This window comes from Hathewaya proteolytica DSM 3090, from assembly GCF_900142225.1.
GTDB lineage: Bacteria > Bacillota > Clostridia > Clostridiales > Clostridiaceae > Hathewaya > Hathewaya proteolytica.
The window spans coordinates 19,120-44,683 of record NZ_FRAD01000009.1 but is presented as its reverse complement, the minus strand read 5'-3'; the positions used below and the strand labels follow the sequence as shown (position 1 = coordinate 44,683).

The window sequence follows — 25,564 nt, the reverse complement described above, 5'->3', positions numbered from 1 at the left end:
TTTCGTATTGTTTTATTATATATACTTCTTTCATAAAAGTAAACGGTATACTTTTAGGACAGTTTTAAAAAATCAAGTGAATTGCAAAAAATAAGGTAGCATAAGCCACCTTATCTTTTCATATTTAGTAAGCAAATATCATGTTTTTCTCTACTAATGCACGAGGCTTGGACAACAGCCAATTGTTTGTCACTGTATTATCGAAAAAATACAAGGCTCCATTAGTAGGGTCAGTTCCATTTAGAGCTTCCTTTGCAGCATTTAAGGATTGCTCATTGCCCGGCTTATTTATTTCACCATTTAAAACTGGTGTAAATTGATAATAACCGTAGCTTACTTCATAAATTACATCCTTAATTGTATTAGGGAATCCTGCATTTTTTACCCTGTTTATTACAACCGCTCCCACAGCTAATTGAGTATTATATGATTCTCCACCTGCTTCTGCCTTAATTAATCTTGATAGCAGATCTAACTCCGATTGCGTATAGCTTACACCTGATTTTGAAGTGAATTTTTCATTTGGATCCACTGGTTTAGGAGTTACCACATTGTTTTCTGGCTTTTCAGTGGTGGAAGGTGTATTACTTCCTTTTATAACAAAAACTTGTCCAGGATATATCATGTCACTTTTTAAATTATTTAGACTTTTTATAGCTTGTACAGTTGTTCCGTATTTTTTTGCTATTTTGTACAGTGAGTCGCCTTTCACCACAGTATACGTAACTTTTACATTGTCATTGACATAAAGCTTTTGACCAGGATATATTAGGGTAGATTTAAGGTTATTATCTTTCATAATGTTCTCATAAGATATGTTATATCTTTGTCCAATTTTGTAAAGAGAATCACCTTGTTGAACCGTGTAATCCAAAGCTTGTACATTGATACTTAGAAATGAAGTAACCATTAAAGTACTTACCATAGCGCTAAATAAAACCCTTATGTTTTTTGAATTCCTCATAAATATCCTCCTCATAATAGTATTGTTTCCATTTTACCAAAGATGGTTATTGAAACTCCATATGAGATTAAAGGAAACAAATTATTTTAAAGGATATATTGGGTAATCATTCCAGGAATCTATAGGGGCAACCCCTAGGTAACGACTTCTAACCTTCACATGGGTTTAAAACTCCGCGTGAAACTAAGAATTCTGTTTATGTAAAATCAACTAGAAATTTTCTGCGACTTGGTGTACGGAGTCTGCGCAGTGCTCGAGATTCAATTTGTCTTATTCTCTCCCTAGTAACGCCTATTTCATTTCCTACCTCTTCTAAGGTATGTGGTATGTATCCATTGAGCCCAAACCTCATGCTCACCACAATTTCTTCTCTAGGGTTTAGAAAAGATAACTGCTTTTTTATTTCCTCTTTTAACATAATATCCGTTACCTGATCTTCTGGAGATGGCACGGTTTCATCCTCAATAAATTCACCTAAAAAACTAGAATTATCATCCCCAATAGGTGTTTCAAGGGATACAACGGTTTCAGAGTCCATTATAAGCTTATCTACCTTTTCCACGGAAAATCCCGTAATACGAGATACATCTTGACTTGTAAATTCATCTTTCTCTTGATCAAGTTTACGCAAAGCCTTATGAACAAGCCTCACATCATCTCTATAATGCACTGGCAATCGTATGGTACGGTCCTGGTCAGCTATTCCTCTGGTGATGGCTTGACGAATCCACCATGTAGCATAAGTAGCAAAACGATATCCCAAAGTATAGTCATATCGTTCAACAGCCTTCATAAGACCCATATTTCCCTCTTGTATTAAATCTAGCAATGTTAATGACTGTACATAGGATGCATGCTTTTTTGCTATACATATTACCAGTCTTAAATTAGAACAAATTAATTTATTTTTTGCGTTCTCATCTCCTTGTGCTGTTAGCTTTGCAAGTTGATATTCTTCCTCCTCACTTAAAAGAGGAGCTTCGCCAGCTTGCAACAAATACATTTTTATAGGATCATCTATATCTGACTTTAACATTTATTCCTCCTAAATTTATAATTAATAAAACCAGAGCCTTGATTATTCTACAACAAATTGATAATCAAGGCCCTATTGGCATGCTCTAATTGCTATACTAGTTATTCATCTGCTTCTTCAGTATCCTGTGAAGCTAAACTTCTTCTTTCATCAATTTTGTAAATAATACTATCTTTTTCAACCTGTAATTCAATATTATCATTTACGAATTCGGGAATATCACCAACGGTTACAACCGTTCCCACCTCTTTATCTTCCAAGTCTATAGAAACAGTATCAATCATATCCTTAGGTAAGGAAGCGTATGGGATTTCTAATAGACGTCTATCCAGTATTCCCTTAGTTTTGCTATCATTTTTCAAGATTACATGTGCTACACTGTTAACCTTAGTTTCTGGGTTTAGAGCTTCAAAGCTGATGTGCTCCAATTTGTTATTTTCAAAGCATCGTGTGCTTTCTTTTATTTGTGTTGTAATAACCTGATCATTTAACTTAAGCTGGATTTTACTTCCCAACCTTAGTTCTCTAAGCAATTTATCAGCAGTCGTCTGTCCCATTTGAATGGAAATAGACTCCTTAAGGTTGCCTCCATAAACACAGCCAGGCACAATACCCTGTCTCCTCAACTGTTTTGCTTTTAAATTTTCATTACGATTTTGTACAGTAATAATATCCATAATTACCCTCCTCGTAGTTTTATTAAATATTTTTCGCCTAAAACTAAAAGAAGGACTTCCATTTGCTTCATTTTAAAATGAAACCAACAAAAGCCCTTCTTTAAATTAGACGGTTCTCTTATATATAAGTGTATCATGTATATTGTTATAAGTCAAATTTTGGGGTGGTTTCCCAAAGACCACATTTATTTTAAAAATACATATTCCGTATCCGTGGACAACTCCTCTTTATACTTATATCCCATCATATTAAATTCCTTTATTCCATCTGCTTCATTAATATTCCTAGAGGCCATAAACCGAACCATTTCACCTCTGGCCATCTTAGCGTATGTACCCTTTTGAACTACTTTCCCATTTGCCATCTCACCGAAAATACAAGTTATAAATCTATCATCCGGCTGTAAATAGCTTTCTATACACCTAGAGTATTCCTTTGATGCAAGATTGATAATGATATGGGAATCATCCACCAGCTCATCATATAGTTTTTCTTTCCAAAAATCATACAAACCCTCTACATCTCCAATTTGCGTTTTTGCTTGCATCTCCAAACGGTATGGAGTAACACCATCCATTGGTTTTAGAACACCATAAAATCCCGAAAGAATTCTAAGGTGCTCCTGCACATAGGCTAACATTTTCTCCTCAAACACTGCCGGCGCCATGTATTGATACTGGATTCCTTCATAGGCAAGAATAGCTGGTGTTAACCCCTCTGTAAGATTCATATTCTGAAACCTTTCATAATTTTGCTTTGCAATCTTTTCATTGCACCCCCATAATTCCTTGGCTTCATTCATGGAGAGAGATTTCATCCACTCCATGGTTTGTCTAGTATCCTCCAAGAAAACCGGCAGATTTTTAAATTCCAAGGAATCATCATCTACTTTCATTTTCTTTGCTGGTGAAATTATAATTCGCATGTTCCACCCTCCAAACAGTCATTTCTTAACCAACCAATGACTCCATGCCTTTTCACCAATGTTTTATCACTGCATTGTTCCACTATGGAAACCATATCTCCTGTATGGGCCTCTATAAAATAATCTGTAGCATCGTAGCACCTATAGATACCATCCTCAGCTTGAAAAATTCTATCATTCTTGACCCAAAGCTCATGGTTAGAGGATACATGCCTACAATAAGTAAACTCTTCACCTTGCTCAAGTACCTGAATATTATTGTCCATCCATGTAATTTGAATAGTATCTGCCTTGGCTTCCTGATTTTTTATTACCTTACCCTTAGGAAAACCGTCTACACAATGAAAAGTAATACTATTTTCTTGGATTATCAGCGCATTGAGCTGCCCTTCTGACTTAATATTATTTCCACCATCTATGCTAATAATCTTTTGCTGCTCATTGATAATTGGATTGCAACAACCTCTTTCTTTTCCATAATTAGCAGTTGGCCAATGACCTACTATAACATATTTTGAAAACACCAAACCTTCACTGATAAAAGCGTCACGTTTCATTACTTCATCTGCATTATTATGCTCTAATTTTTCTTCTGAGGTAATTCCAGCATGGGCAAATATAAAATCCCCTAAGGTTATAATGTGTGGTAAATTCTCCAACCAATTTAATTCTGAAATGAAATTTTCTCTTATCTTTATTTTAATATGATTTATATCAGATTTCTCATTAACATCTATTGAAAGTTCTCTGCACATTTCATTTAATATGCTATTTTCCCTAAATAACATATACCGTAAAAGTCCTTCACCATCTTCTTCACTTTTAATATCTTCCCACAGGGTATCACAGTTTCCACTGACTGTATATACCTGCTGTTCCAAGGATAGCTTCATTATGTATCTTAGAGTTTCCAGACTTTGCTCCCCTTTTTCAATTAAATCCCCAACTAATATTAAAATATCATTTTTATTATATGAAATTTGGGCTAATAGCTTTTTAAACCGATTCAAACTTCCGTGAATATCACTTATAGCAATTATTCTTCTGTGTTTTTCTACCATAACTTCTTTAACCTTTGCATTCATATTCTAGCAACTCCCTCTTTAAAAAACAAACATTATAAATGATTTTCCTTTTAAAATATTCATTATATTTATTCATGACTTATTGAATACCATGCCAACACATCTTTCAGATTTTCAATGCTAACATAATCTCCACCATGGATAATCATGTCATACATCACATCCTCATCCTGTGTTCTATCTGTTTTAGCAGCCAGCTTTTTCCCCACAATTTTTATCATTACCTTCATCATAAATTTATACAAACCATGAAGTTTATTGATATAAAAACCGCCCTGTAAAGTAAAGACAGGAACCTTTTCTGAAATCTTGTTTCTTTTTCTAACATCCTGAATTTGTGTACCAGTTGCGCTCATTCCAACTCCACAAGCTGCACGAATTGTCCACTTTTTATCAGCTTGTTTATAGCCTTTGATTTCCCCTGCCATAAGCCACCCAAGGTAAATGATTTCAGCATTAGGTTCAACCCCATTAGCTTTGCTTATCTCGTGAACTGGCAGCCCAGTTTCTACGCCTAATAATTCTGCATATTTTGCAGTTGTCCCCGTATTGGATTTATAAATAATTGCGTCCATTGTAAACCTCCCCATAACTTATATAACTTTGATTATATTTTTCTTTACATTAATAAAGTTTATTGAAGTAATCCTCCCACCGCTTATCTTTTAATTAAGTTTATCAATGAGAGGATTAGTTTTCTGAGTGTTTAATTTTTAAATCTTACAATGAATCATCCTAGTTTATTCCTAATTATTTTTATATTTCTACTACTTCCACATCGATAATTTCAGCATCATCCGTGGTGATATCTAATTCACAATTATCACTATTGTAGTTAGGATTGCTGAGCATAGTATCCTGCAAAGATAGCTTAAATTTGTCACAGCATGGCTTGAAGGAAAAGAAAGTAATTCCGCCACCAATAACGCCGCCAATAACAGGTATGGACTTCTTAAAAAATCCCGAAAACATTTTCTTTGTTAAATTAACACTAAAAAAGTTACTTACTTTTTTTACAATAGGATAAATAGATCCTTTGGTCAGTGCCTTTTTCATTAATTGCTTCTCCACACCTGTCCCTAATGCTTTAGCCATTACCTTAATTGCCTTATTGGCACCAGCAACACCGTACATAACACCCATGCAAATAATAATCGTATTCATTGTTTCTGTATCAATGACATTACCTTGTTCTTTTGAGTCAATCTCTGGGAAACCATATAAATACAACAGCTTCTGAACCACACGAATCATGTAACCATAGTATTGTGCGATATCTGCCGGTATTGTTGCTACCATAGCCACTCCGCCTGGAGCCCCCAATGCCGCTGATATGCCGGATACACAATTACGCTCAAATTTAATAACTTCATTTGCAATCTTGTCGATATCTTCTAACTTAATCTTCGCATGAAGGGGATTAAACTGCACTGCATCGTCGATAACATCTTGAGGGTAATACTTGAATAACTCTTTTCTCAAAAAGGCCTCACGATTAATTTTTACTCCTGGAACATTTAGACCCATGATGATTACATCTTCAATACCAATTTGACCATCTCCATTTTGGTCAATAGCTTGAAATACTGCTTCTTTCGACTTTACAACTGATTCCGTTGTCTTCTTGGCCACAGCTGTAGTAGTTTTACCTATACCATTTGCCATCTTTGCAAATCCTTTACCAGCCGCCTGTGCCATACCAAATATTTTTTTCTTCCCATCAGTTGTAGCTTCGTTCACTGATGCTTGTTCACTTTCTTTTACCATAGTAGTTCTCCTCCACAAACTTTATGTTTGTTCATTTATATAAAATTCATAACAGCGTTTGTAAATTGCGCGGATCCTCAATGCCATCAATGATTCCATGCACTATTCATTTTTTCATTTCAATATATCTTTTTTCTTCCTTGTACTTCATGTTATATAAAATAATATTTTATTACATATACTCCACTCCTAATTATATAGTTTATTTTTCTTTTTTCAATAATTTTGATAAAATTATATATTTAGTATCTTTTCTTCTTTATCATCAATAAGTAAACTTGTTAGTGTAAAGTTTTTACACTATATTTCCTACTTTATTCTCATATATTAAGTGTGACATTATTTTTTTAAAATACACATAATTACATCTTTTTTGTGCTATAATTAAATCGCTAAACACAAATAACATGAAAGTTTGTTATTATCATGAATTCAATTTCCCTTATTTACTTTTGTATATTCAATATTATAATAAAACACTTATATGGGGGTTAGGTTAATTATGAAAGATTTTGCTGAATTATTAGGTTGGATTATAGCTATTGGGTATGGTATTGCTTTTGCAAATTTCCTTTTAAAGTACATTAATAGGAAATATATTGTAAAAGTACCAAAGTCCTATAAGAAATATGTGGACTACTATCGAATTGTAATGAGATATGTTATTAGATATCATAAGTTGGCCGGGTATGCAGCAGCCATTGCACTTATAACTCATTTCTTTATAATGTATAACATAGAGGGCTTATCTATTACCGGCTTAGCTGCAGCAATAATAATGCTGGTCATAATTGCATTAGGTGCATATGGTGCATTCATCAATAAAAATTTTAAGGGTAGTTGGCTTAAAATACACAGGAACCTATCCTTTCTGCTTTTAATTTCAATAGCTTCACATCTATTAATTTAAAAAGGTGCCCATCAGAGCACCTTTTTTTATAAAACAATTTCCACAATTAGCATTAAAATAACCTAGTAATACAGTTATGCACTTTGATATGCTACTTCTTAACAAAGGAAATAGTGTAAACAAAGTTACTAGGTGCATAGTAATCAATATCCTGGCCATCAATTTCCGCATAAGGATAGCCAAAATTATTTAGTGGCTCACCAGCTTGTGTAGGTGCAAGGACTATATCACGACCTCTGGATAACTCAACTCTTTTTTCATCCATACCTCCCCAGAAGTATTCTTGTAGATCTTTAGTTTCCTTAGAATCCTTAGTCCACTTGTTCTTTAATACAGCCTTAAGAACATCAGCTGGATCTGCATAAACCCAACCAGTTCCTGGAAGATAGAATTGAGACCAACAGTGCTGATTCTTAGTAATGTCATCTGCATTCATACGAACACCGAACATTTCACGTGCTGGTATACCAGCTGCACGACATAATCCGACAAATACTGAGTTAATGTCTGTACACTTACCGCCCTTACTTATTAATAGTTTTTCTACATCGCCAACACCACAACCGATGACGGATTCATCACGGTTCATATTAGCGATAACCCAATCATAGATGGCTCTAGACTTTTCCAATACAGTCTTCTTATCCTTGGTAATCTCATCAGCTAATATCTTCATATTACCATCAGTAACTACCATTTTAGTTGGCTTCAAGAATTCACCCATCTCTTCAGGAATTGTTCCTGATTCTTTAAGTTCAGGCCTTAAAACTTCTGGTCTGTTAGCTACGAAGGAACAAGTTACTTTACGAGTAGTAGGCTCTGCATTTTCATCCCATTCAACATAAAGAATTTGGTTTCCTTCCTTATCTTTTTCTAAGGAAGCCTTTGCCCCAGATGCATCATACTTAAGGTCTTTCACTGTTTGTTCTTCATTAGTCTGAGCTACAGGCAACCACAAGCGGACTTTTTTACCTTTTTCGTATTTAGTTAAATCCACATTGTAAGTTACGATTCCATTGACTACCTTCTTTTCTGCCTCTGTTGTTTTCTGACCATCTCCAGTGCTTGTGGAAGGTGTAGCTTTTGTACAGCCTACAAGAAGTGACAAAGATACCACTGCCCCAAATATTATTGCTGAAATTCTTCGTTTCATAGTAATCTCCACCCTTACATTTACATTTTTCTTACTTTTAAAATTATAGCACAAATTTATTGTAAAAAAACAATTAGGAATAAAATCATTGTCAAGCATAGAGTATTTCTATAATTAATTAAGAATTCATCATAAATTCCAATTTACAAGTCAGCATCACAAACTATTAAATATGTAATATTTGAGGAACTAACCAATAATCCCTTATTTATTTATTATAATTTCCTGCACAAATCTTTCATTTTTTATATAAGTGTTATATATAGTATTTTCATATTGATCTAATATTTGTTTTACTGAATATAAGCCAATACCACGATTTTTCCCTAATTTCGTTGTATAACCTTGTTTAAATAAATTGGATCATTAGCTTTTAATTTTCCATTAACAATTTCCTTTTCTATTTCTTCTTGAATATATGGAATAATTTTTCTACAAATATTAATAGACATACGTTCATGTAAAGGTCTTGAATTTTCTCCATGAAAAACCTTATAGTATAAATCCTCTTTTTTCTCCTAAAATTTTCTCTTCAAGAGACATATGCGGAGATTTTATAACCATTATCATTTCATCAGCTATATTATTTGAATACTCATCAATTGCATTTTTAAATATTTCTTCCTTTGATTTAAAATACCTATATCACAATCCTTGTGATATTCCTAAATATCTGGCAATATCCGAAATAGATGTTCTATCATACCCTTTTTCACTAAAAAGCTTCATAGCTCCATCTAATATTTCCTGTTGCCTTTCATCAATTGATTTAATTGTTCTCAAGCAAATCACCATCCATATTAAGAATTATAAATGAATATTATTCACTTATAAATGAACAATATTCATTCCATATTTTTTGCTCTCCACTTGTCTTTGGTAGGAAAGTTAATAACGATATAAGCTAATTGATTTCATGCTTTAATTACCAAGCATTCATCATTACTCTACTTATATTTACACTTTGATATATCTTGATGACCGGGATGAACCAATCCGCTTGACTGTTCCATCTTTAACCATAGCACCGAGCACAGCTTCTACCGTGGTTGGGCTAACATCCGGAAGAATTCTACAAATCTCAGATTTGGAAAGCGGTGTCAAGCTGTTCATCACAGTAGCTTCAATACGTGCTTTTTTTGTAATCTTTTTCCCATGGACAACAGCAAAGCGTTTGTCCAATTCCTTATAACACATATATAGTGTGGACAGAAAATTTTCAATGAATGGGAAGTAGGTGTTTTCATTTGTGTCCCATCCGGTAGAGGATTGTTTCAACGCTTCATAATAGTAAGCCTTAGAATTGTTGATCTGTTCCTCAAAGGAAATATATTTGCCTGCATCATAACCATTCTTATAAAGCAACAATAAGGACAGTAACCGTGACATTCTGCCGTTACCATCACGGAACGGGTGAATGCATAGAAAGTCAAGGATAACACAAGGGATCAAAAGCAGCTGATTGATATTAGCATTATCCCGTGCCTCCATATAGGCAAGTTCCAGCTGCTCCATAGCCTTTTTTGTTTCAGCGGCAAGGGTTGGTCTGAAACGAACTTTCCGTGTGCCATCAGCATCAACCTCTAAAATAACATTGTCATCCGTTTTGTACTTGCCGCCAAATTCATAGCCTGCAATAGACATCAACATTTCGTGCAATCGGAGAATGTCGCTCTCACCAATATCAATACGGTCATATCCTAAATGGATTTCATTCAACGCATCTCTGTTTATATGCAGAAAATCAATAATATTTCGCTACTATCTGCATATCATTTTACTGCTTTATATGCAGATAGCAAAAGTACTATGCAAAAGGTTATGTAAAAATGGCACTATGGTAATTTTTACTTCTTTTGATGTACATGTGTCTTCTTCCATACTATGAACCTTACAATTCAAAGAGATACCTTGAAAAACAGGTTCTTTACCTCCGGCTACATTTCCTAGTCTTTTTTTATGATAATAAAATTAACTCTTACTAAGGTTGTTTTCTTCGCAGAAACCTCTTACTGTTATTGTCTCTTTTTAACAGCGTCAAAGTTATTTAAATATTCCTCCCAAGCCTTATTATCTAATTTTTTACACATAAGCAATCCTCCCTTGATAATCTTTTACTTAAGTTTATCAATAGAAGGTTGGTTTTCTAGGTACTTAATTTTGACGCTTAAAACTATGCTCTCAAAAACAACCTTATTAAATATTTTTAGTCAAAATAAAACACCAGATACTATTTGTAGCTGATGTTTTAAAATAATGAGTAATTTACTAAAAAATAATTATAATATTATCCTCTTGGAGGACAAGGATCATCTCCATAAGTTCTTTCACTTTCGATAGTTCCATCTTTTTTATGAATTTTTACTTGACTTGGTTTGTTATTTTTTGCTAATTCTACAGCATAATCAATTGCTTCATTCTTTGTATCACAATTCTTAATTGCTGTTGAACTTCCCTCTTTTTTTACCTGCCAAACTTCTTTATCACTATTATGCACAACATGGTATACATTTCTTGACAATTAAAACATCCCCTTTAAAATCTTATTGAGTTAATTACTCATTATTTATAAAATTTATAATAGTAAATAGCATAAATTTACCCTTACGTATATATTTCTTTATAAATTTAAATATTCCTTCTATTTTTTATAATTATTTATATAGAAAAGCACCCGATTATTAACTGATATGCCACCTGTCAAGTAGACAGGTTAAATATCTAAAACATGATGCTTTGACTAATACTCCAATATATTTTACTCATCTATATCCTCAAATAAAAAACCTATAGATTTAAAAGTTTCCATGGCCTCTTTAAAATCCTGCTTTTTGTTTCCATATACTAGGTTTTCATGCAAAGATTCATAGCTTTTTTTAACATCATCTTTAAAATATATCTTCCATAAATTAAAATTATATTTTTCAAGAGGATTGTATTTAGATGGTTTATTACGTTTTTCTAAATAAAAAGAATCAGTTTCTTTGATTTTTTTTACTAGATTCTTCAAATCATTCTTATTATTAATAAAATCTTTTATTTTTTTCATCTTATACAATTGTGTCACATCATATATATGTCTTACTTTTTCGGTTATATTTCCATCTATTGTGTGCCTTTTAACTGAAAAAATTTTATCAAGAAAGGTTCTTTGAATGCTTAACACATTAATATTAACTTCTTCTAATTCATATTATCTTATTTCATCACACATATTTTTATGCTCTAAAAATCCTTGAATATAAGTTTTTAGAACTCTTGCTTCATAAGGATCTGGCATAACACTTGAACCTATCTCCATTTTAACTCTACCTTCTTCTTCAAACCATACATATGAGCTTTTACTTCTATCACTACGTTCATCTTCTATCTTTTCGCTTTTTGCATCTGCAATTATTATTTTTTCTATCTTTTTTAATGTTTTACTGTATTGGTTGTTACTTAATTGTTCTTTTGGTATAAATGTTAAACCAATATCTTCTGAAAACCTATTTATTGATCCTGGATAACATTTACTTAATGATGTTCCACCTTTAAATACACATTCACTAGCAAAATTGCTATCTTGTAAGTTTTTAAGTAACATTACAAGATAATAATCTCTTTTTACAGCATCTTGAGGAATTCCTATATATTCGCTTGTGAGTACACATAAATCTTCAAAATCTTCTTTATTAGTATGCAGATTCATAAGATTCCTCCATTGTTGGTATTTTATATTTTGACGTCTTATTTAAAAACTGTGAAAGAGTATTTTCTACTCTTTTACCCTTTAAAATACTTTCTAAAAAAGCAATAGTTCTTTTTTTATACTTCATATTTCTTAAAACACTTGTAAAAACTTCATCTGAATATTCTTCTGCAATAATCCCATGAACGTATACCATTTTCTTTCTATCAATCTCTTCAATTTGATTATGATTTTCTAATATTTCCAACTGTTCTATTGCTCTCTTAGTTTTTGAATTAATTGATATATTTATTTTCTTTATTTGGACATTTTTAATGACTTTTGTTTCTTCCTCTAAAATATTTGAATAAATATTAACTGTCTTAGATACTTGAGTTGTAATCCCATATTTATTATATAATCTATAACCTACAACAACCCCTGTATAATTTTCTTTTCCAATAAAATAATTTAATATATTTTCTTCACTGGCTGATACTTTTCCAAACTTAGTGATTTTAGGTCTACAATAAACCCCTTTAGCCACCCTTTCTAATTCGCCATTTCTTAACATTCTTTCTATGCTTTTATAATAAGCATCTGCCGGAATATATGGTAGGTTTTGCTTTAAAAATCTATTGGCAATAATTAACTCCTTAACTGGATATTCTTCTATCTTTTTTCTTACTTCAAGTTGATAATTCAAAATATCACCTTCTCTCTAATTAAATTATATGATTTATAACTCTTATTCGTCAAGTTTTTTTGATTTTTACTTGACATTATTATTATAAACAAAATTTCACCTAATATACATTTGCAATAAACTTGAATTTATAAAAAGTAAGAGCATCCAATTTTAATGAATGCTCCTTATACTTCTAAGTTTTGTATATTTCTTATATCACTGTTTCAAAGGTGAATCCATTTTCTGTTTACGGAAATATTTTTTTAATCTGGAAATCGTGTCACGCCAATGTGTTTACCTTTTATATAGCATACACACCACAGAAAGCTGTCATATACTACTGTTTATTTGTGGGAACTAGTTCACAAACCCTTTAACGTAGTTCAAAATGAACCCCATTATTACTTTAGAAATTCATCCACTATTTCATTAACAACTATTGAATCAACAATGCAACCTTCACTTTATGGCTAAACAATATTGTATTTATATTTTCCAGTACACGTTATTAGGTAGTCTACGTAAATAACCTTCACTTTTTTCAATTATATTCCCTGTTTGAATATCTCTAACTATTACATTTTCATGATAGTCCGGATCCTCGTACCATTCCGATAGATATAACTTATCCTCATCCCGAAATAATACCGTTTCTGTTTCTCCAATAGCAATTTTCTTTTTTTCTGGCCAAACAATTTCGTAGAATCCATCATGTCCACTTCTTCCAAGAGTAAGTGGTGTTGTTTCAAGCATTAAGTTATAGCAATCTTCAACTTCTGATAAATGCAACTCAGTAATTACTTCTAATTTTTCTTCGGCTGGCATATATTCTGTAATCCTAATTAAATTTTCAACAAAATCAATAACTAAAAAATTTAATACTCCATTATTCCATATTGGTTTTTCAACATATATATTTGCTTGGATTTGGAATGGTGAATGTACCTTCCCATCAGGGTAATGAATTAAGTGATAATTTATTCCTTTAAAAAATCCATTTTTATTAAATATCTCTTGTGCTTCGTATAAGTCACAAACTTCAACTGACTCTTCTCTAGAGGAATACCATTCATTTGTTCCCTCAATTTCTTCTGGATAACTATTTGAAATACCTATTATTTGGGTAATATTTATCATATCTTCACCTCTCCTATAAAATAAATTGTATTTTGCAACCCCAAAGTGTAACAAAGTGCAATTATATCTAATGACGAGTAGCCTACTTTTTTAGTTTACCATTATATCCTTTATATCTCCACCCATTATATCAATACAACCAATGTAGCTCAAAAAACGCCCCCATTATTACTTTAGAAATTCATCTACTATTTCTTTAACACCTGTTGCATCAACTATACAATCATTTATCTTTTCATTGTATTTATGTCGTTCTATTCCGAGAATATGTTTTTTTGAATCCGCGCAATCAAACCATTTTTCAAATACATCTAAAAAATCTGGGGCTTCTTCACAACTTCCGTATACACCAATGAAAAACAAACGATTCACAATATCATTATATTTCTCTTCATTGTGCATAAAATAATTCTGACTACGTTCATTGAAAATATAATAGAGAGACGATGGATTTCCACAATAGATTGGCACAATTAAAATCACTTTATCATAATTAACCATTCCATTATATAATGAATAAATATCATCATCCCTATACTTGCATTTATTAGTAAAACATTCATATTCACAGTTACTGCAACCGTGAATATCTAAACTCTTGAAATCAATAATTTTATCGTTAGTTTTACTAATATACTCAGCCAAAGCTTTACAATTGCCATTTTCCCTACCTGAGAAAGAAATAATAAGCTTCATAATGCACCTCTCCCTTACTATATTTTCATTTATATTATATCTAATTTTCAAAGTTATTTCATTTGATTTTACTAATAGGATATATGTCAACGAAAAGTTGTTAGACTATACCTTTATGTTAGCAAAAAAAACCTAGATTTCTCTAAGTTCTTCTTAGCATTTCTAGATAAAAATTGGCTATTCAATCTCTTTTTCAAAGATTAGATCTACCATATCTATTTTCCCATGATATTCTATTTTTGTAGGCATGAATCCTACATACCTATAACCTTCGCAAGCATATTTATCAATAATTTCTCTATGGTTTTCATTACCAGAGCTGAAGACTTTACCAATTTCTAAACTTACATATTCATATTTTTTCATATACTCTACCCCTTCGCACCGTATTATATAAATGAATTTTGTTAACTAAATACCTAACTAGTTATTTGATTATTATTAAAATAATTTACTTGGTTTATTTTAAATTACAAAAATCATCTTTAGTCAATTCATAGTCAACAGATGACTGAAAATCCCCCAACTGATCTTTCCACGAATTCTTATTTATTGCTACTTTTTTGAAACCTAATTTTTCATATACATGTTGAGCCCTAGTATTATTGAGGTTAGTATCTAAAAAAATAAGTTTTGCTCCCATATGAAATAATTTTTCAATCAGCATACTTAACGCAATTCGTCCAAGTCCTTTTTCCTGATAAGCAGGCTCACATATCTTTATACCTATCTCATATTTAGCATTTTCATAGGAATAAAAACTCATTTCTCCTATTAACTTATCCTGATATTCTATAATTAACCTCCTTTTGGTCTCATCACTATCATTAGCAAGCTGGCTCTCTATTTCAGCAGCAGATATTCCAAGTCCTTTAGGGAATCCTGCATGCGCCATTACCTTTCCGTCATTCCACCACATTGCCAATTGTTCGCAATCATTTTCCTCAGCATTTCTAATACATAACCCGTTATAATCTATATTCAAAATAGGGCCCTCCTTTTGTATAATAAGAATCTCAGGGTTCACTATTTTGTGCTCACCCTAGACAAAAGGTACACAGTATAACCCTTTGTACTTAGATTTTTTATCTTTATAAAAAAGAGACAAAACCTATAGTCTTATCTCCTTACCTAATTTTACTGTTTATAATATTACATTAAATTTACTTTCTTCTCAAACTCCTCATAACTATCTACAAATTGATATGGCTCATATTCACCATATGCTGAAGGCCTAGTTATGGTAACTAATTGAATATCATATCCTATCTTTTCCTGAAATTCATCAACAAAATAGGCTAGTTCTTTGCCCCTAACAGTTTTAAGTGCAATACTACCTGATTCATTAAACTTTTTTGCAATTAGATAACACATACTTTAGCACCTCCTCAAATTCTTTTCTTGTTTTTATTTTACCATCTTCGTATTGTTTACGCAAGATTTGTCCAATACTCTTATCAAATCCTCTTTTATAAAATTTATCATGCATCCAATCATTAAATTGTCTATCATAATATGCATTTAACTGTATCTCTATAGGATAATGGTAATTAGTTTTTTGATAATACACATGAATTCCACGATACCCGTCATCATTTGATTTTCCTTTTGACATATCAACAATTCTGATATTCTTTTCAAGTTCTAATTCAAGTACCTCACTATAATCAGAACAAACTGCTCTAAATCCCAATATATCATTAAATACGCTGGAAAAATTTACATCTGGATAATATTTATCAAATTTTATTATTGCCGAACCAATACTCTTTATCCTCGAATCTATTGGCAAACTATCAATTATGTTTTGTTGGTTATACCACAGCCTAACCTTTTTTATTTCTTCTATGACATTATCTTTATTAAATCTTCCTAAAGATCTCTTAAAACTAATTCCTAGTTTAGATTTATATGATAATGATTCAAGAATTTCAATTTTTAAACCAAATTTATTTAATACATATAATTCACCTGTCTATAAAATCTAATCATAAATTTCTATTTAATATTAAGATTGCTTTTTATCAACTTTAAATTTCTTTCCCAAATTAAATCTAAGTCTTTCATATCTGGTTCAGCTGGATCCCATTCATCACCAAATCCTGTTAGAAACTCATGCAGTAATTCTAATTGTAACCATTTTTTCTCGTAAACTGCAAGCAAAATTCCTTCTAATCGATTTACCATATATTTATTTAATGTTTTCATATTATATGTTATGTAAAGGTAACCGCTTATAGAATTGTATGTGTGAAATAAACATCGACAACAACTTCTTCATTGCATGATGCCAATTCATTCCTTTATCCTTTAAATAAAGTTTTGCCACCATTTCTATTGCATAAGCCATTCTATAGGGCTCCGTAACATAGTTAGTTCGGCCTTCAAAACTCTCATTTAATATCCAATCCATAAAAATATTCATCTTCACGTTTCCATTGATTAACGATTCTTAGAGAACATTTTAATATGGATAATTATATGGATATGTTCCCGAGAACAGAAAAGGCATTGAATATCATCCGTCATTCAATGCCTCTTGGAAGCCCTTGCATGGTGATTGTAGAAAACTTATTTGTCGCTGCACTCCTTATGAGATAGGAACATCTTACTCCGTTTCTCTTCGTAAGATGGGCTTTCTCGCTAAGTTCATTCTTCGTATCCTCGAATTCACTAAGCTTTCAATGCCTCTTGGGCAAACCTTGCATGGGTGGTTGTATATCTGCTCTCACTTCGCTACACTCGTGACAGCAGAACAACCGCCTCAATATGCCTTGTGGCGGTGATAATGATGCCGCTTGACGCTGGTGGGGCCTTGGAGGAAACTATCATTTTCAATTCAGAAATCCAGTCTAAAGCAGCAATCAACCCGTTGCCAGCCGAATGCCCAGATTAAAAGCTTTCTGGAAGTCGATTGGAAACTGTTCTGCCTTTACTCGGGCTTTGTGCGCCTCGTCATATTTAGATGATTCATACATGGAATAATCTTTGAACTGATAGGTATCATTGCAAATAAATATCTCTGAATGTCCACGAAACAGCTCCAGCAGCATCTGATTTTGCTTAAAGATCGCTTCATAATTCATCTGTTTCATTTGTTCTTTCGTAACATTCATAGTGTAAATAAATGCCGATACAATTTTTCCGTGGAAAATAGATCTGTCACCTATATTATAAGGCAGACTAGGAAATATCAGACGTTCAAGGAAACAACGCATTTCACCGGTAATGTTTGCGAAATATATGGGAGAACCCAGCAAAAGAACGTCACAAGTCAATATATTCTCAAGAACTCCTCTAAGATCATCCTTGATTGCACAGATTCCATTACAATGATTTCCTTTTCTTTTGCAGGAAAAACAACTGACACAGCCTTTAAAATGTAATTCATAAAGATTTATTAGCTCTGTTTCAGCCCCCTTTGTTTCCGCGCCCTTAAGTGCGTTTTGGAGCCATACGGCAGTGTTTCCACCTTTTCTTGGACTTCCATTCACAGCAATGACTTTCATAACAACTTCCCTCTCCTAATTAATTTATCCATCCAGTTTCGACAAAAGGCAGCAGATTTCGCAATGTGTTGAGCGTGTGAAAAAGATTCCCGCAAGGTGTGGTTGGGCCTTGGAGGAAGCATTAATTTTCTTCTGCAGCAGTTTCTGTTAATGCTGGAGTCCCAACAGACACGCGCATAATCCTTATGCTCCGGTCTTCTGCACTCTGCCCAAAAATGAACATAAACTGTTGCTCATATAAATTCAAATACATATCCTTAAACAAAATGCTAAAAGTGACCTCATCAATATTCATATCCCCCTGATTTTCTGCATTTCGCTTTTGATACATATCAAAACGGCAAGTTCCTTTCGGATTTGCCACATTTGTCTCATAGTCAAATGGACAGCCACATCCGTAGATAGCAGAAATAGTTTCACACATGGGGCATAGATAATCTTTTGACATACCTGCTATATATTTCCCTGTTAATTCAATGGCAGTTCCATTTCCTTCGTTTGTAAACGAAATTGTAAAATAAAGTGTCTCGTTCTCAAAATATGTATCTATTTTTTTGTCCATTACAAAATAAGGCATTGCGGCGATTCGGTTCTCCTCTTTCTGTTGTTTTAAGAGCTGTTTGTGCTGTTGTTCTGTTTTTTCTATATTTTCTCTATGCTCTTTCTCTTGTTTTTGAATTTGTATCCTAAATTGCTTTTTGTCATGCTTCAAGGTTAACCACAAAATAATGATTGAGATAATAGGGCTGACTATAATTCCAATCAAGTCTATAATTCCGCACTCGTTCAGCCAAGCTATACTTTCTAACATTTTATTCCTTCTTTCTCAGTGGAGATAATGCAATCTTACTTCTCATGCGCGGGGTTGCATATTCCAGTTTACCGCCCTGGCTGCGTTATTTGTATCACCGTCTCTACATGTATTGATTATGTACTAAACATTCCCAAAAGGCATGGTTAGGCCTTAGTACCAAACATATATTAATTATCATTTATTGGAAGTATGTGTTCTCCCCAAACAAACTCATTGTTCTGTTCATCAATTTTCAAAGATAATATGGTTTTTGCTTTTGCGGGCTTACTAGGAGTTCCATGAAACCTATAGCTATCATCTTCAAAAGATATCGATACCTCAAATACAATTGCCTGATTTTGCTTTTTCAATATTTCTAACAAGCATTCTTTTTCGATTATAACCATATTCCCATAAGTACTATGTTTTTCGTAACCGCTTTCATTTTCCGGTTCGCTCCAATGATACATCTGAATAGGGAAATCGGTATTGCTATCAACTCTCGTATACAAAAGTTGATCTTCTTGTGATACATTCAAATATTTCCTGAGTTTATCGGATACCCCCATTAAATAATTTGATGCAGTAATATAATCTTTTAACAGCAAATCTTTTTTATCAAGGGCATCATCTGGGAATGTAGTAATCACATCGCAAGTTGGATAAGCGAAAAACTTAGGCTTCTCTCTGTATCCATACTCATAGTTCTTCTGATAAAAGTCAAAAAGTGCAACATTGGGCTTTTCCAGTTCAGTTACTAATTGATTAATGCAATCTTTCTTGACGAAAGCACTCTCTATCTGAATATATCTATTGCTTTGCTGAAAGTGAGCGGAATATATCATATCTAATGAAATTCCCAATGGATTATCTATCATCGTGTTCGGCAGATGTTCAGGAATAAAATAGTGCCAATTCGGTTTTGTCTCTATCGTCTTTGTAAAGTCCCACAAAAAAGGCAAAAATGGTACATGGTTACGAAATTCAAAACACCATAATCCATTCACTCCAAACAGATATCCATTTAGCCACGATTCATAAGATCGGTAGTCATCTGCAATTTGTGCTTTAGTCTGGCGATATCTGTCTGCAACATAAAACATTGAATGCCATTCTACATACTTTTCAAGAGTCTCTACAGTTGGAATATGCCCATGATCATTGTATGTTTTTTGATATTCTTCTTGCCTTAAAAAATTTTTATTCCATTTGATACACTGCTCATTTGTAACTCCAAACTGAGCAACAAAGAAATCACATTCATTCGCCACTTCATTTTGTGTACAGCCAAATATTTCAGCTACATCATCATACCAATATCGCAATGTATCAGTAGTATCGAAACTGAATTTCCAACTTTCAGAACTTTTTGTGCTTTCACGTTGGTATTTTCTCATTCCACCAACATGATCATCCTCTATACATTTATCGCATATTGAGAGTTTATCTATGGAATCAGCATCACAATATGGTGCAAGAAGTAGGCAAATATCTCTTGCCAACCTTCTCTGTAAAGCATGTACTATATTTTCGGCACATGCAATAGATTTGAAAAAAGGGTATATTGAAACTAGCGATTTCGAATATGTCTTTGCAATGCGCAAGCAAGTAGCTAAGTACCAGATTCTCGCTGATTCTATGAAAAAATAGTTCTTTTCATCCATATACCATATAGGTAATGGATTATTATAGAATTGCACGATACTTTTTATTATATCAAAGTCTCCAAGAACAGCAGTACGCAACAAAACATGTGCTGCTTTACAGCGCACGCCTTTATCTTTATGCCCCAATAGACGCCATATGAAATACTCAACACCATGCTTATCATTTTTGATTTCTGATACCTTGATATTATAGTCTGCTCCGTCTCCAGAAGCCGGATGTACATGAACCATTTCATTGTCCGTTGCCCAATGCAGCATCTCTAAAGCTTCCTTTGAAGAAAGTACAACAGACATTCGGCAAATCGTCTTTACAAGCTGTTCGTCATAAATTTCAATATGATTTGCCACGTAATATAAGAAGGCTTCATATTGCACCTGACCATTGGCAGGAAATATAGCAAGTAATGTATTGTAGACATCCTCATAGACATCATATAAATGCAATAATTCTATTGCAAATAATTTCATGAAGTGTTGTTGTATGGCGGTGTCGTTACGCCATTTTTCAATTGATGGCCATTCTTTTATGCTGTCTACAAAAGCTGCAATGTTTTTTAATATTTGATTGCTTCCATAATGATAAAAATCATTTGCGATAATTTCCAACAGCCATGTTAGTGAAAGTACATATTGATCTGGCAGAAGGCTTTCCAACCATTCTGTGACAAACAATTCTCTGTCAGCGGTGGTTCGTAGATTAAGTCTATCTTGAAGTATTTTCTGGGACGAAATATCGCTTTCGGACAGATATTGTTTTATATCAATATCCTTTTCCGGCTCTTTTGTAGGAGCAAATTGGTATTGTTTTTCTATTTGAATCTGTTTCAAAAAGCTTTGCATAGACTTAATTTTATCTGTGTTTAATTCCGGAGATAATACATTTGTATCTAAATATTCTACTATACATTTGCTCCTATATTGTTTTTCATCCATAGGAATATTGTACAAGACATCATGTATTAAAATTTCAAGCATTGCCTTTTGACGAGAAGGTATTCCTTTGGTCATTTTTTTCAAGATAGTATCTACCAACTCGTTATATTGTGAAGATAAGTCAGGAAGTAAAAGGCCCATTAAGGCTACTGTATCTTCAAGAGAAATTTTCTCTGCATTCAATAATGTAGTTAGTACAATAGAAACGGTATCTTGTAGCGAAAATCCATTATGATCATCTCTATCATCTAAGCGAGACAATGATCCCCAAATGCTTTGAGGCGAAAGCACAGCTGCTGCTCCTATTGACTCTTGATAAGGAAAATTCTTTTCATCGCCCATCTTCCTGCAAAAATCTTCGCTTAACCTTATTATTCTGTAAGCCAGTTCTAAATTGTCTCCCTTTGTCTCACTAATCTTATTCGCAAGGCACTTATACAGGTAAAGTTTTCGATAAGACTCATAATCCAGCCCCTTTGTGCATTCGATTGCCTTTCTAAAGTACTTTAAACCCAATTCAGCTTGAATTCTCCGCCCCATTTGAGCGCAACTTAAATAGCCCTCGGACATTTCCTTGGCCGAAGCAGGATATTTCTCATAGCTACTATCGATCGATTCCAGGATTATAAATGCAGCCTTAGATGCATATTTATTGCTTATAAGTTTATCTAATAGCTTTAACTTAAATTGGGGAGCAGTATTACATACATTTATTAACTTACTTATTAACTCCTTAAATTCATTTTGTGTAAAATTAGCCCAAGAGATTGACTCAACAAATATGAGTAACCCGGCTTCCAACAATTGATGTTTATCGTATGTGTGAAAATTCCAGGATGACCTCACCATCTTGGAAAGAGTCTCGTTGCATATATAAAGTAAATTAGGGCTGTTCTGGATGCAATTTAGACGCAATAAGTAAATAGGAAAAAGAAAATCGACCATTCGCGTAAATGATTGTTTATTTTCTGCTTCTTGTTTTGATGCTGATTTTCCTTTATCATCCCACAAATCAATCGGTTTTACAGCCTCTCGTGTGCATACATACCTTATTGCATAATATCGTAGTGTATCAAAAAAACCTTGTTTTTCTTCTTCCATATATAAAGATGGAACTCTAGAAAACCTAGTGTTTATAGAAAATTTATCTACTAGCTCTCCTACTAATTCAGTGTTTTTAATGTGTAAACTATATTCTGCAAACAATAGTACCTGCTTATAACTAAACCGACTTGCTGGTATACTATTTATTTTCTTAAATAATCTTAGGAGATAGGCAACATATGCCTTTGGCGGCTCTTTTCCTAACGAAATGTATGCGGAGACAATCGCCAACTTGTTAGGGCTTGTCCATCTTTGAGAAAATAGTACGCCGCATAGATCCGTATATTTATATTTTAGAAGTTTATGCACTATTCTATAAATATATTTTGTTTCAATTTTTTTCGGGTTCCAGTTACATAGCCAATTTACAGCTTTTTCACTTTCTCCCAGCCTTAGCATTGCTTCAGCTATATCGACAATATTAGATGTGCTCGGTCTGGAATGGTACCCTCTGACATCTTCAGTTTTATTGTAATATAGTTTGATTGCCGCTAAATAGCTTTTTATATATTGCCGAGCATCAGCATGGTAACTGGATAAATGTGAAAATACAAGTGCTGATCTTCCCAAGCTATCGAAATCATTAGATTCAGTATGGAAAATATTATAAACAGACATTTCATCACAATATACAACCGCTTCATCTGGTGCATTTGTTAGAAATTCATTTAGTGCATCTTCTTTGGCGTTATAATCAATTAGTCGATATACCAATTTGCATGCTAATAGATGATTTTGAGCTAAAGTCATCTCATGCCGCTTTAAAGCGAACTGTATGCGATACTTCATTACCTTGTTTGCTTGCACTAGCCCAATAGCATCATGGTCTATTTTTTCGTCTAAAGCAATTTGAACTAATCGGTCAAATTCATTTGCTTTGTCAATAAAAATGTGTAAATATCTAGCACAATACGAGCAGGCCGTTCTTTTATCATACATGTAGTCAGCAATAACCTTCATCGTTTTTTCATTATTACCATAACGAATACGTAAGTATGTTTCAAAATCTTCATCTTTAAGGAAAATATTTGCATTATCCATATAAAATCCATTATGGCACTCCACACTGATGCTTAGAAGGGCATCCTGCTTTAAAGAGAGCAACTCGCATAGAACTTTAATTGGAGTTGGTCTAGGTAGATTAATTAAGGCCGAAAACAGCATGTCTGTGTCTACTAACTTATCATATTCTGCTCTAACCACATCAATAAACTCTTTAAACAAAGATTCCATGGTCTTACCATTTGGTTTTATCTGCAACAGCATTTCATTTATTGATGTAGCTCCTGATAATAGATATGTCTGCAAACGAGGGTTTCCATCAGTAAGCAAATGAAATTCTTTACATTGCTTATCAGTTGCATTCATAAAGACAGAATGGATGTGTTGCGAACTCTCGCCGAGGTTAAATGCAGGTAAACTAATTGGAAGGGTTTCACCGCCAAACGGAATAAGGTGAACCCTTTCCGTTCTTGTAGTAATGATTAGAAATACACCATCAGGGAGTAATTCTCTTAACAGTCCTTTTAGAAAGCACTCTTCTTTAAATAAATCTGATGCAATCACACTATTATCTGCTGCATCAATAATGATTGTTACTACAGCTTGAGGATTTTGTTCTTTTACATAAAATACTGCATCTTTTAATCGTTGCTCAAGCAATCGCCAATACTCATATTCATGTGTTGGCTTACCAATAATCCATTCTGTTCCACATTCCGTTGCTAACGTGTTGCAAATTTGCGGAATAGCAACCTCAATCAAATGTCTGCGTTCGCTCTCTTGCAAAAATGCTCCTCCACCATAACAATCATATAAAATTGCCACCGATTCTTTTGGTAAAATGTCTTCAAGGTGACTTACAAATGTAGTCTTACCAATACCGGCAGTGGCTTGAATGCAGATAATTTTTTTCCTATTTTCTTTAATGCAGTCGAGGATCGCATTCTTTATATTGCGCTTGATATAACCATTTGATGCAGCTTCTATTATAGCTGGTGCAGGAAACACCTCACTACTACTTGTATCTAATGCAGCTAATACATACTCCTTGTCCATAGGAAATCCAATCGGGCTTTCGGGCAGCATCATTTCCTTAATATGCTTAATTAATGCATCATATCTGCCACGCAAATTACCTGCTCCCCATTTTCCTAACTGCTTTATAATTTCAGCTCTATGAATACTTCGAATATCCGTACCACAATCGTCAAAATTTAAGGCTAACAAGAATTTTGTGAATACAACAGAAGTAAGACTCGACGTCTTATACAGTTTTTCAATATCATCTTTGCATTTAGGGGATACGCTTTTCAGCAAATCTCCAGTTCGTTTATACTTTTTTTCTTTAAGTTTAAGCACAGCCTCTGCAATATTTGCTGAAAAATCGACATGTAATTTACGATTACTAACCAATTTTAATGTTAACTTCCCTGAAGTATTGTCAAACTTAGCGTCGAATCCAGCATAAGTATCTGCCAAGCGACGAATGATGGAATTGTCCGTTGTTGTGCTCGTTTTAGTGCATAAGCCCGCTGCCGTCCATGGTTTATCCATTTGGTAGGCACTATATTTTAACTGTGAGAAAATTACATGCTCAGCTCGTTCAAAATTAATTCCCCCATGGTACTCAGCCAAGTCAATAGAATATAATTTTTGTTCATCCACAATTTCGATTGAGTCTGCCCAAGCGGGGCCTTCAACCGATATTGCAGTCAATTCACTATTAGGTTTAAGTGTATCTAATAATTTCTTACATGCCCAAATAAGATGAAAATCATCTCCAGCATTTGAAGCTATAGCACCTGCATTATTCTTTTTATCCATTAAAAACTCACCGCCTTCTATAA

At 33.3% G+C, this 25,564-nt stretch carries 23 protein-coding genes and 2 pseudogenes; 1 reads left to right on the top strand and 24 read right to left on the bottom strand.

Going from position 1 to position 25,564, the window contains the following annotated elements:
- Positions 1-124 precede the first annotated feature (124 nt).
- The 7 genes from BUA73_RS06165 to BUA73_RS06135 all read right to left on the bottom strand — a co-directional run bounded on the left by BUA73_RS06165 (position 125) and on the right by BUA73_RS06135 (position 6,455).
- Positions 125-964, bottom strand: a complete 840-nt coding sequence (locus tag BUA73_RS06165) for a LysM peptidoglycan-binding domain-containing protein (protein WP_072903278.1) — start codon at positions 962-964, stop codon at positions 125-127.
- Positions 965-1,160: 196 nt separating this feature from the next.
- A complete protein-coding gene (locus tag BUA73_RS06160; RefSeq protein ID WP_072903277.1) occupies positions 1,161-2,000 on the bottom strand; it encodes a sigma-70 family RNA polymerase sigma factor in 840 nt (279 codons plus the stop codon).
- A gap of 101 nt (positions 2,001-2,101) precedes the next feature.
- Positions 2,102-2,677 (bottom strand): 5S rRNA E-loop-binding protein, encoded by a 576-nt coding sequence (locus tag BUA73_RS06155; protein ID WP_072903276.1) that lies wholly within the window; start codon positions 2,675-2,677, stop codon positions 2,102-2,104.
- A 185-nt stretch (positions 2,678-2,862) separates the two neighbouring features.
- Positions 2,863-3,603, bottom strand: a complete 741-nt coding sequence (gene yaaA / locus BUA73_RS06150; protein WP_072903275.1) for a peroxide stress protein YaaA — start codon at positions 3,601-3,603, stop codon at positions 2,863-2,865.
- Positions 3,591-4,688 (bottom strand): metallophosphoesterase, encoded by a 1,098-nt coding sequence (locus tag BUA73_RS06145; protein WP_072903274.1) that lies wholly within the window; start codon positions 4,686-4,688, stop codon positions 3,591-3,593. Before BUA73_RS06145 ends, yaaA begins: the two co-directional genes overlap by 13 nt.
- Before the next feature lie 68 nt (positions 4,689-4,756).
- Positions 4,757-5,263, bottom strand: a complete 507-nt coding sequence (locus tag BUA73_RS06140; protein WP_072903273.1) for a hypothetical protein — start codon at positions 5,261-5,263, stop codon at positions 4,757-4,759.
- Positions 5,264-5,444: 181 nt separating this feature from the next.
- Positions 5,445-6,455: an EcsC family protein gene (locus BUA73_RS06135; RefSeq protein WP_072903272.1), complete on the bottom strand. Its 1,011-nt coding sequence runs from the start codon at positions 6,453-6,455 to the stop codon at positions 5,445-5,447.
- Positions 6,456-6,957: 502 nt separating this feature from the next.
- Here BUA73_RS06135 and BUA73_RS06130 point away from each other — a divergent pair.
- Entirely contained in the window at positions 6,958-7,365 is a 408-nt protein-coding gene (locus tag BUA73_RS06130; RefSeq protein ID WP_072903271.1) for a hypothetical protein, read from the top strand.
- Positions 7,366-7,456: 91 nt separating this feature from the next.
- On the opposite strand, the gene BUA73_RS06125 is transcribed toward BUA73_RS06130, so the two are convergent.
- The 17 genes and pseudogenes from BUA73_RS06125 to BUA73_RS06035 form a co-directional block, all read right to left on the bottom strand.
- Positions 7,457-8,518 carry a transglutaminase family protein gene (locus BUA73_RS06125; protein WP_072903270.1) on the bottom strand — a complete coding sequence of 354 codons (1,062 nt, stop codon included), beginning with the start codon at positions 8,516-8,518 and terminating at the stop codon, positions 7,457-7,459.
- A 204-nt stretch (positions 8,519-8,722) separates the two neighbouring features.
- Positions 8,723-8,857, bottom strand: a pseudogene (locus tag BUA73_RS14595) (GHKL domain-containing protein); the annotation flags it as partial.
- 306 nt (positions 8,858-9,163) lie between these two features.
- Positions 9,164-9,301 carry a helix-turn-helix domain-containing protein gene (locus BUA73_RS13700; RefSeq protein WP_207649866.1) on the bottom strand — a complete coding sequence of 46 codons (138 nt, stop codon included), beginning with the start codon at positions 9,299-9,301 and terminating at the stop codon, positions 9,164-9,166.
- Positions 9,302-9,475: 174 nt separating this feature from the next.
- Complete coding sequence (locus tag BUA73_RS06110) at positions 9,476-10,237, bottom strand: Fic family protein (protein ID WP_242942343.1); 762 nt, start codon at positions 10,235-10,237, stop codon at positions 9,476-9,478.
- Positions 10,238-10,805: 568 nt separating this feature from the next.
- The gene (locus tag BUA73_RS06105; protein ID WP_072903269.1) at positions 10,806-11,039 is read right to left on the bottom strand and encodes a DUF2188 domain-containing protein; all 234 of its coding nucleotides are present in this window, start codon (positions 11,037-11,039) and stop codon (positions 10,806-10,808) included.
- A 237-nt stretch (positions 11,040-11,276) separates the two neighbouring features.
- Positions 11,277-12,104 (bottom strand): annotated as a pseudogene (locus BUA73_RS14350) (nucleotidyl transferase AbiEii/AbiGii toxin family protein).
- Between the two features lie 88 nt (positions 12,105-12,192).
- On the bottom strand, positions 12,193-12,894 hold the full coding sequence (locus BUA73_RS06090; RefSeq protein WP_072903266.1) for a DUF6088 family protein: 702 nt from the start codon (positions 12,892-12,894) through the stop codon (positions 12,193-12,195).
- Between the two features lie 468 nt (positions 12,895-13,362).
- Positions 13,363-14,013, bottom strand: a complete 651-nt coding sequence (locus BUA73_RS06085) for a hypothetical protein (protein WP_072903265.1) — start codon at positions 14,011-14,013, stop codon at positions 13,363-13,365.
- A gap of 168 nt (positions 14,014-14,181) precedes the next feature.
- A complete protein-coding gene (locus BUA73_RS06080) occupies positions 14,182-14,709 on the bottom strand; it encodes a flavodoxin family protein (RefSeq protein WP_072903264.1) in 528 nt (175 codons plus the stop codon).
- A gap of 177 nt (positions 14,710-14,886) precedes the next feature.
- The gene (locus BUA73_RS06075; protein ID WP_072903263.1) at positions 14,887-15,075 is read right to left on the bottom strand and encodes a DUF4177 domain-containing protein; all 189 of its coding nucleotides are present in this window, start codon (positions 15,073-15,075) and stop codon (positions 14,887-14,889) included.
- Positions 15,076-15,169: 94 nt separating this feature from the next.
- Complete coding sequence (locus BUA73_RS06070; protein ID WP_072903262.1) at positions 15,170-15,694, bottom strand: GNAT family N-acetyltransferase; 525 nt, start codon at positions 15,692-15,694, stop codon at positions 15,170-15,172.
- 167 nt (positions 15,695-15,861) lie between these two features.
- Positions 15,862-16,083: a DUF6718 family protein gene (locus BUA73_RS06065; protein WP_072903261.1), complete on the bottom strand. Its 222-nt coding sequence runs from the start codon at positions 16,081-16,083 to the stop codon at positions 15,862-15,864.
- Complete coding sequence (locus BUA73_RS06060; RefSeq protein WP_242942342.1) at positions 16,055-16,501, bottom strand: nucleotidyltransferase family protein; 447 nt, start codon at positions 16,499-16,501, stop codon at positions 16,055-16,057. The genes BUA73_RS06065 and BUA73_RS06060 overlap by 29 nt, the downstream gene beginning before the upstream one ends.
- Before the next feature lie 206 nt (positions 16,502-16,707).
- Positions 16,708-16,917, bottom strand: a complete 210-nt coding sequence (locus BUA73_RS06055) for a hypothetical protein (RefSeq protein WP_072903259.1) — start codon at positions 16,915-16,917, stop codon at positions 16,708-16,710.
- Between the two features lie 656 nt (positions 16,918-17,573).
- Positions 17,574-18,218 carry a flavodoxin family protein gene (locus BUA73_RS06045; RefSeq protein ID WP_072903257.1) on the bottom strand — a complete coding sequence of 215 codons (645 nt, stop codon included), beginning with the start codon at positions 18,216-18,218 and terminating at the stop codon, positions 17,574-17,576.
- A gap of 121 nt (positions 18,219-18,339) precedes the next feature.
- Positions 18,340-19,029, bottom strand: coding sequence for a hypothetical protein (locus BUA73_RS06040; RefSeq protein ID WP_072903256.1), 690 nt, complete (start codon positions 19,027-19,029; stop codon positions 18,340-18,342).
- Between the two features lie 170 nt (positions 19,030-19,199).
- On the bottom strand, positions 19,200-25,541 hold the full coding sequence (locus BUA73_RS06035) for an NACHT domain-containing protein (RefSeq protein WP_178139231.1): 6,342 nt from the start codon (positions 25,539-25,541) through the stop codon (positions 19,200-19,202).
- Positions 25,542-25,564: the final 23 nt, after the last annotated feature.

Bases quoted from the DNA above. Each gene is read 5' to 3' on its own strand.
- BUA73_RS06140 (WP_072903273.1), bottom strand. From the start codon at position 5,263: ATGGACGCAATTATTTATAAATCCAATACGGGGACAACTGCAAAATAT.
- BUA73_RS06130 (WP_072903271.1), top strand. From the start codon at position 6,958: ATGAAAGATTTTGCTGAATTATTAGGTTGGATTATAGCTATTGGGTAT.
- yaaA (WP_072903275.1), bottom strand. From the start codon at position 3,603: ATGCGAATTATAATTTCACCAGCAAAGAAAATGAAAGTAGATGATGAT.
- BUA73_RS06135 (WP_072903272.1), bottom strand. From the start codon at position 6,455: ATGGTAAAAGAAAGTGAACAAGCATCAGTGAACGAAGCTACAACTGAT.
- BUA73_RS06035 (WP_178139231.1), bottom strand. From the start codon at position 25,541: ATGGATAAAAAGAATAATGCAGGTGCTATAGCTTCAAATGCTGGAGAT.
- BUA73_RS06125 (WP_072903270.1), bottom strand. From the start codon at position 8,518: ATGAAACGAAGAATTTCAGCAATAATATTTGGGGCAGTGGTATCTTTG.
- BUA73_RS06160 (WP_072903277.1), bottom strand. From the start codon at position 2,000: ATGTTAAAGTCAGATATAGATGATCCTATAAAAATGTATTTGTTGCAA.
- BUA73_RS06075 (WP_072903263.1), bottom strand. From the start codon at position 15,075: ATGAAAAAATATGAATATGTAAGTTTAGAAATTGGTAAAGTCTTCAGC.
- BUA73_RS06145 (WP_072903274.1), bottom strand. From the start codon at position 4,688: ATGAATGCAAAGGTTAAAGAAGTTATGGTAGAAAAACACAGAAGAATA.
- BUA73_RS06040 (WP_072903256.1), bottom strand. From the start codon at position 19,029: ATGTTAGAAAGTATAGCTTGGCTGAACGAGTGCGGAATTATAGACTTG.
- BUA73_RS06080 (WP_072903264.1), bottom strand. From the start codon at position 14,709: ATGAAGCTTATTATTTCTTTCTCAGGTAGGGAAAATGGCAATTGTAAA.
- BUA73_RS06165 (WP_072903278.1), bottom strand. From the start codon at position 964: ATGAGGAATTCAAAAAACATAAGGGTTTTATTTAGCGCTATGGTAAGT.
- BUA73_RS06055 (WP_072903259.1), bottom strand. From the start codon at position 16,917: ATGAAAACATTAAATAAATATATGGTAAATCGATTAGAAGGAATTTTG.
- BUA73_RS06155 (WP_072903276.1), bottom strand. From the start codon at position 2,677: ATGGATATTATTACTGTACAAAATCGTAATGAAAATTTAAAAGCAAAA.
- BUA73_RS06085 (WP_072903265.1), bottom strand. From the start codon at position 14,013: ATGATAAATATTACCCAAATAATAGGTATTTCAAATAGTTATCCAGAA.
- BUA73_RS06065 (WP_072903261.1), bottom strand. From the start codon at position 16,083: ATGTGTTATCTAATTGCAAAAAAGTTTAATGAATCAGGTAGTATTGCA.
- BUA73_RS06045 (WP_072903257.1), bottom strand. From the start codon at position 18,218: ATGAAAGTCATTGCTGTGAATGGAAGTCCAAGAAAAGGTGGAAACACT.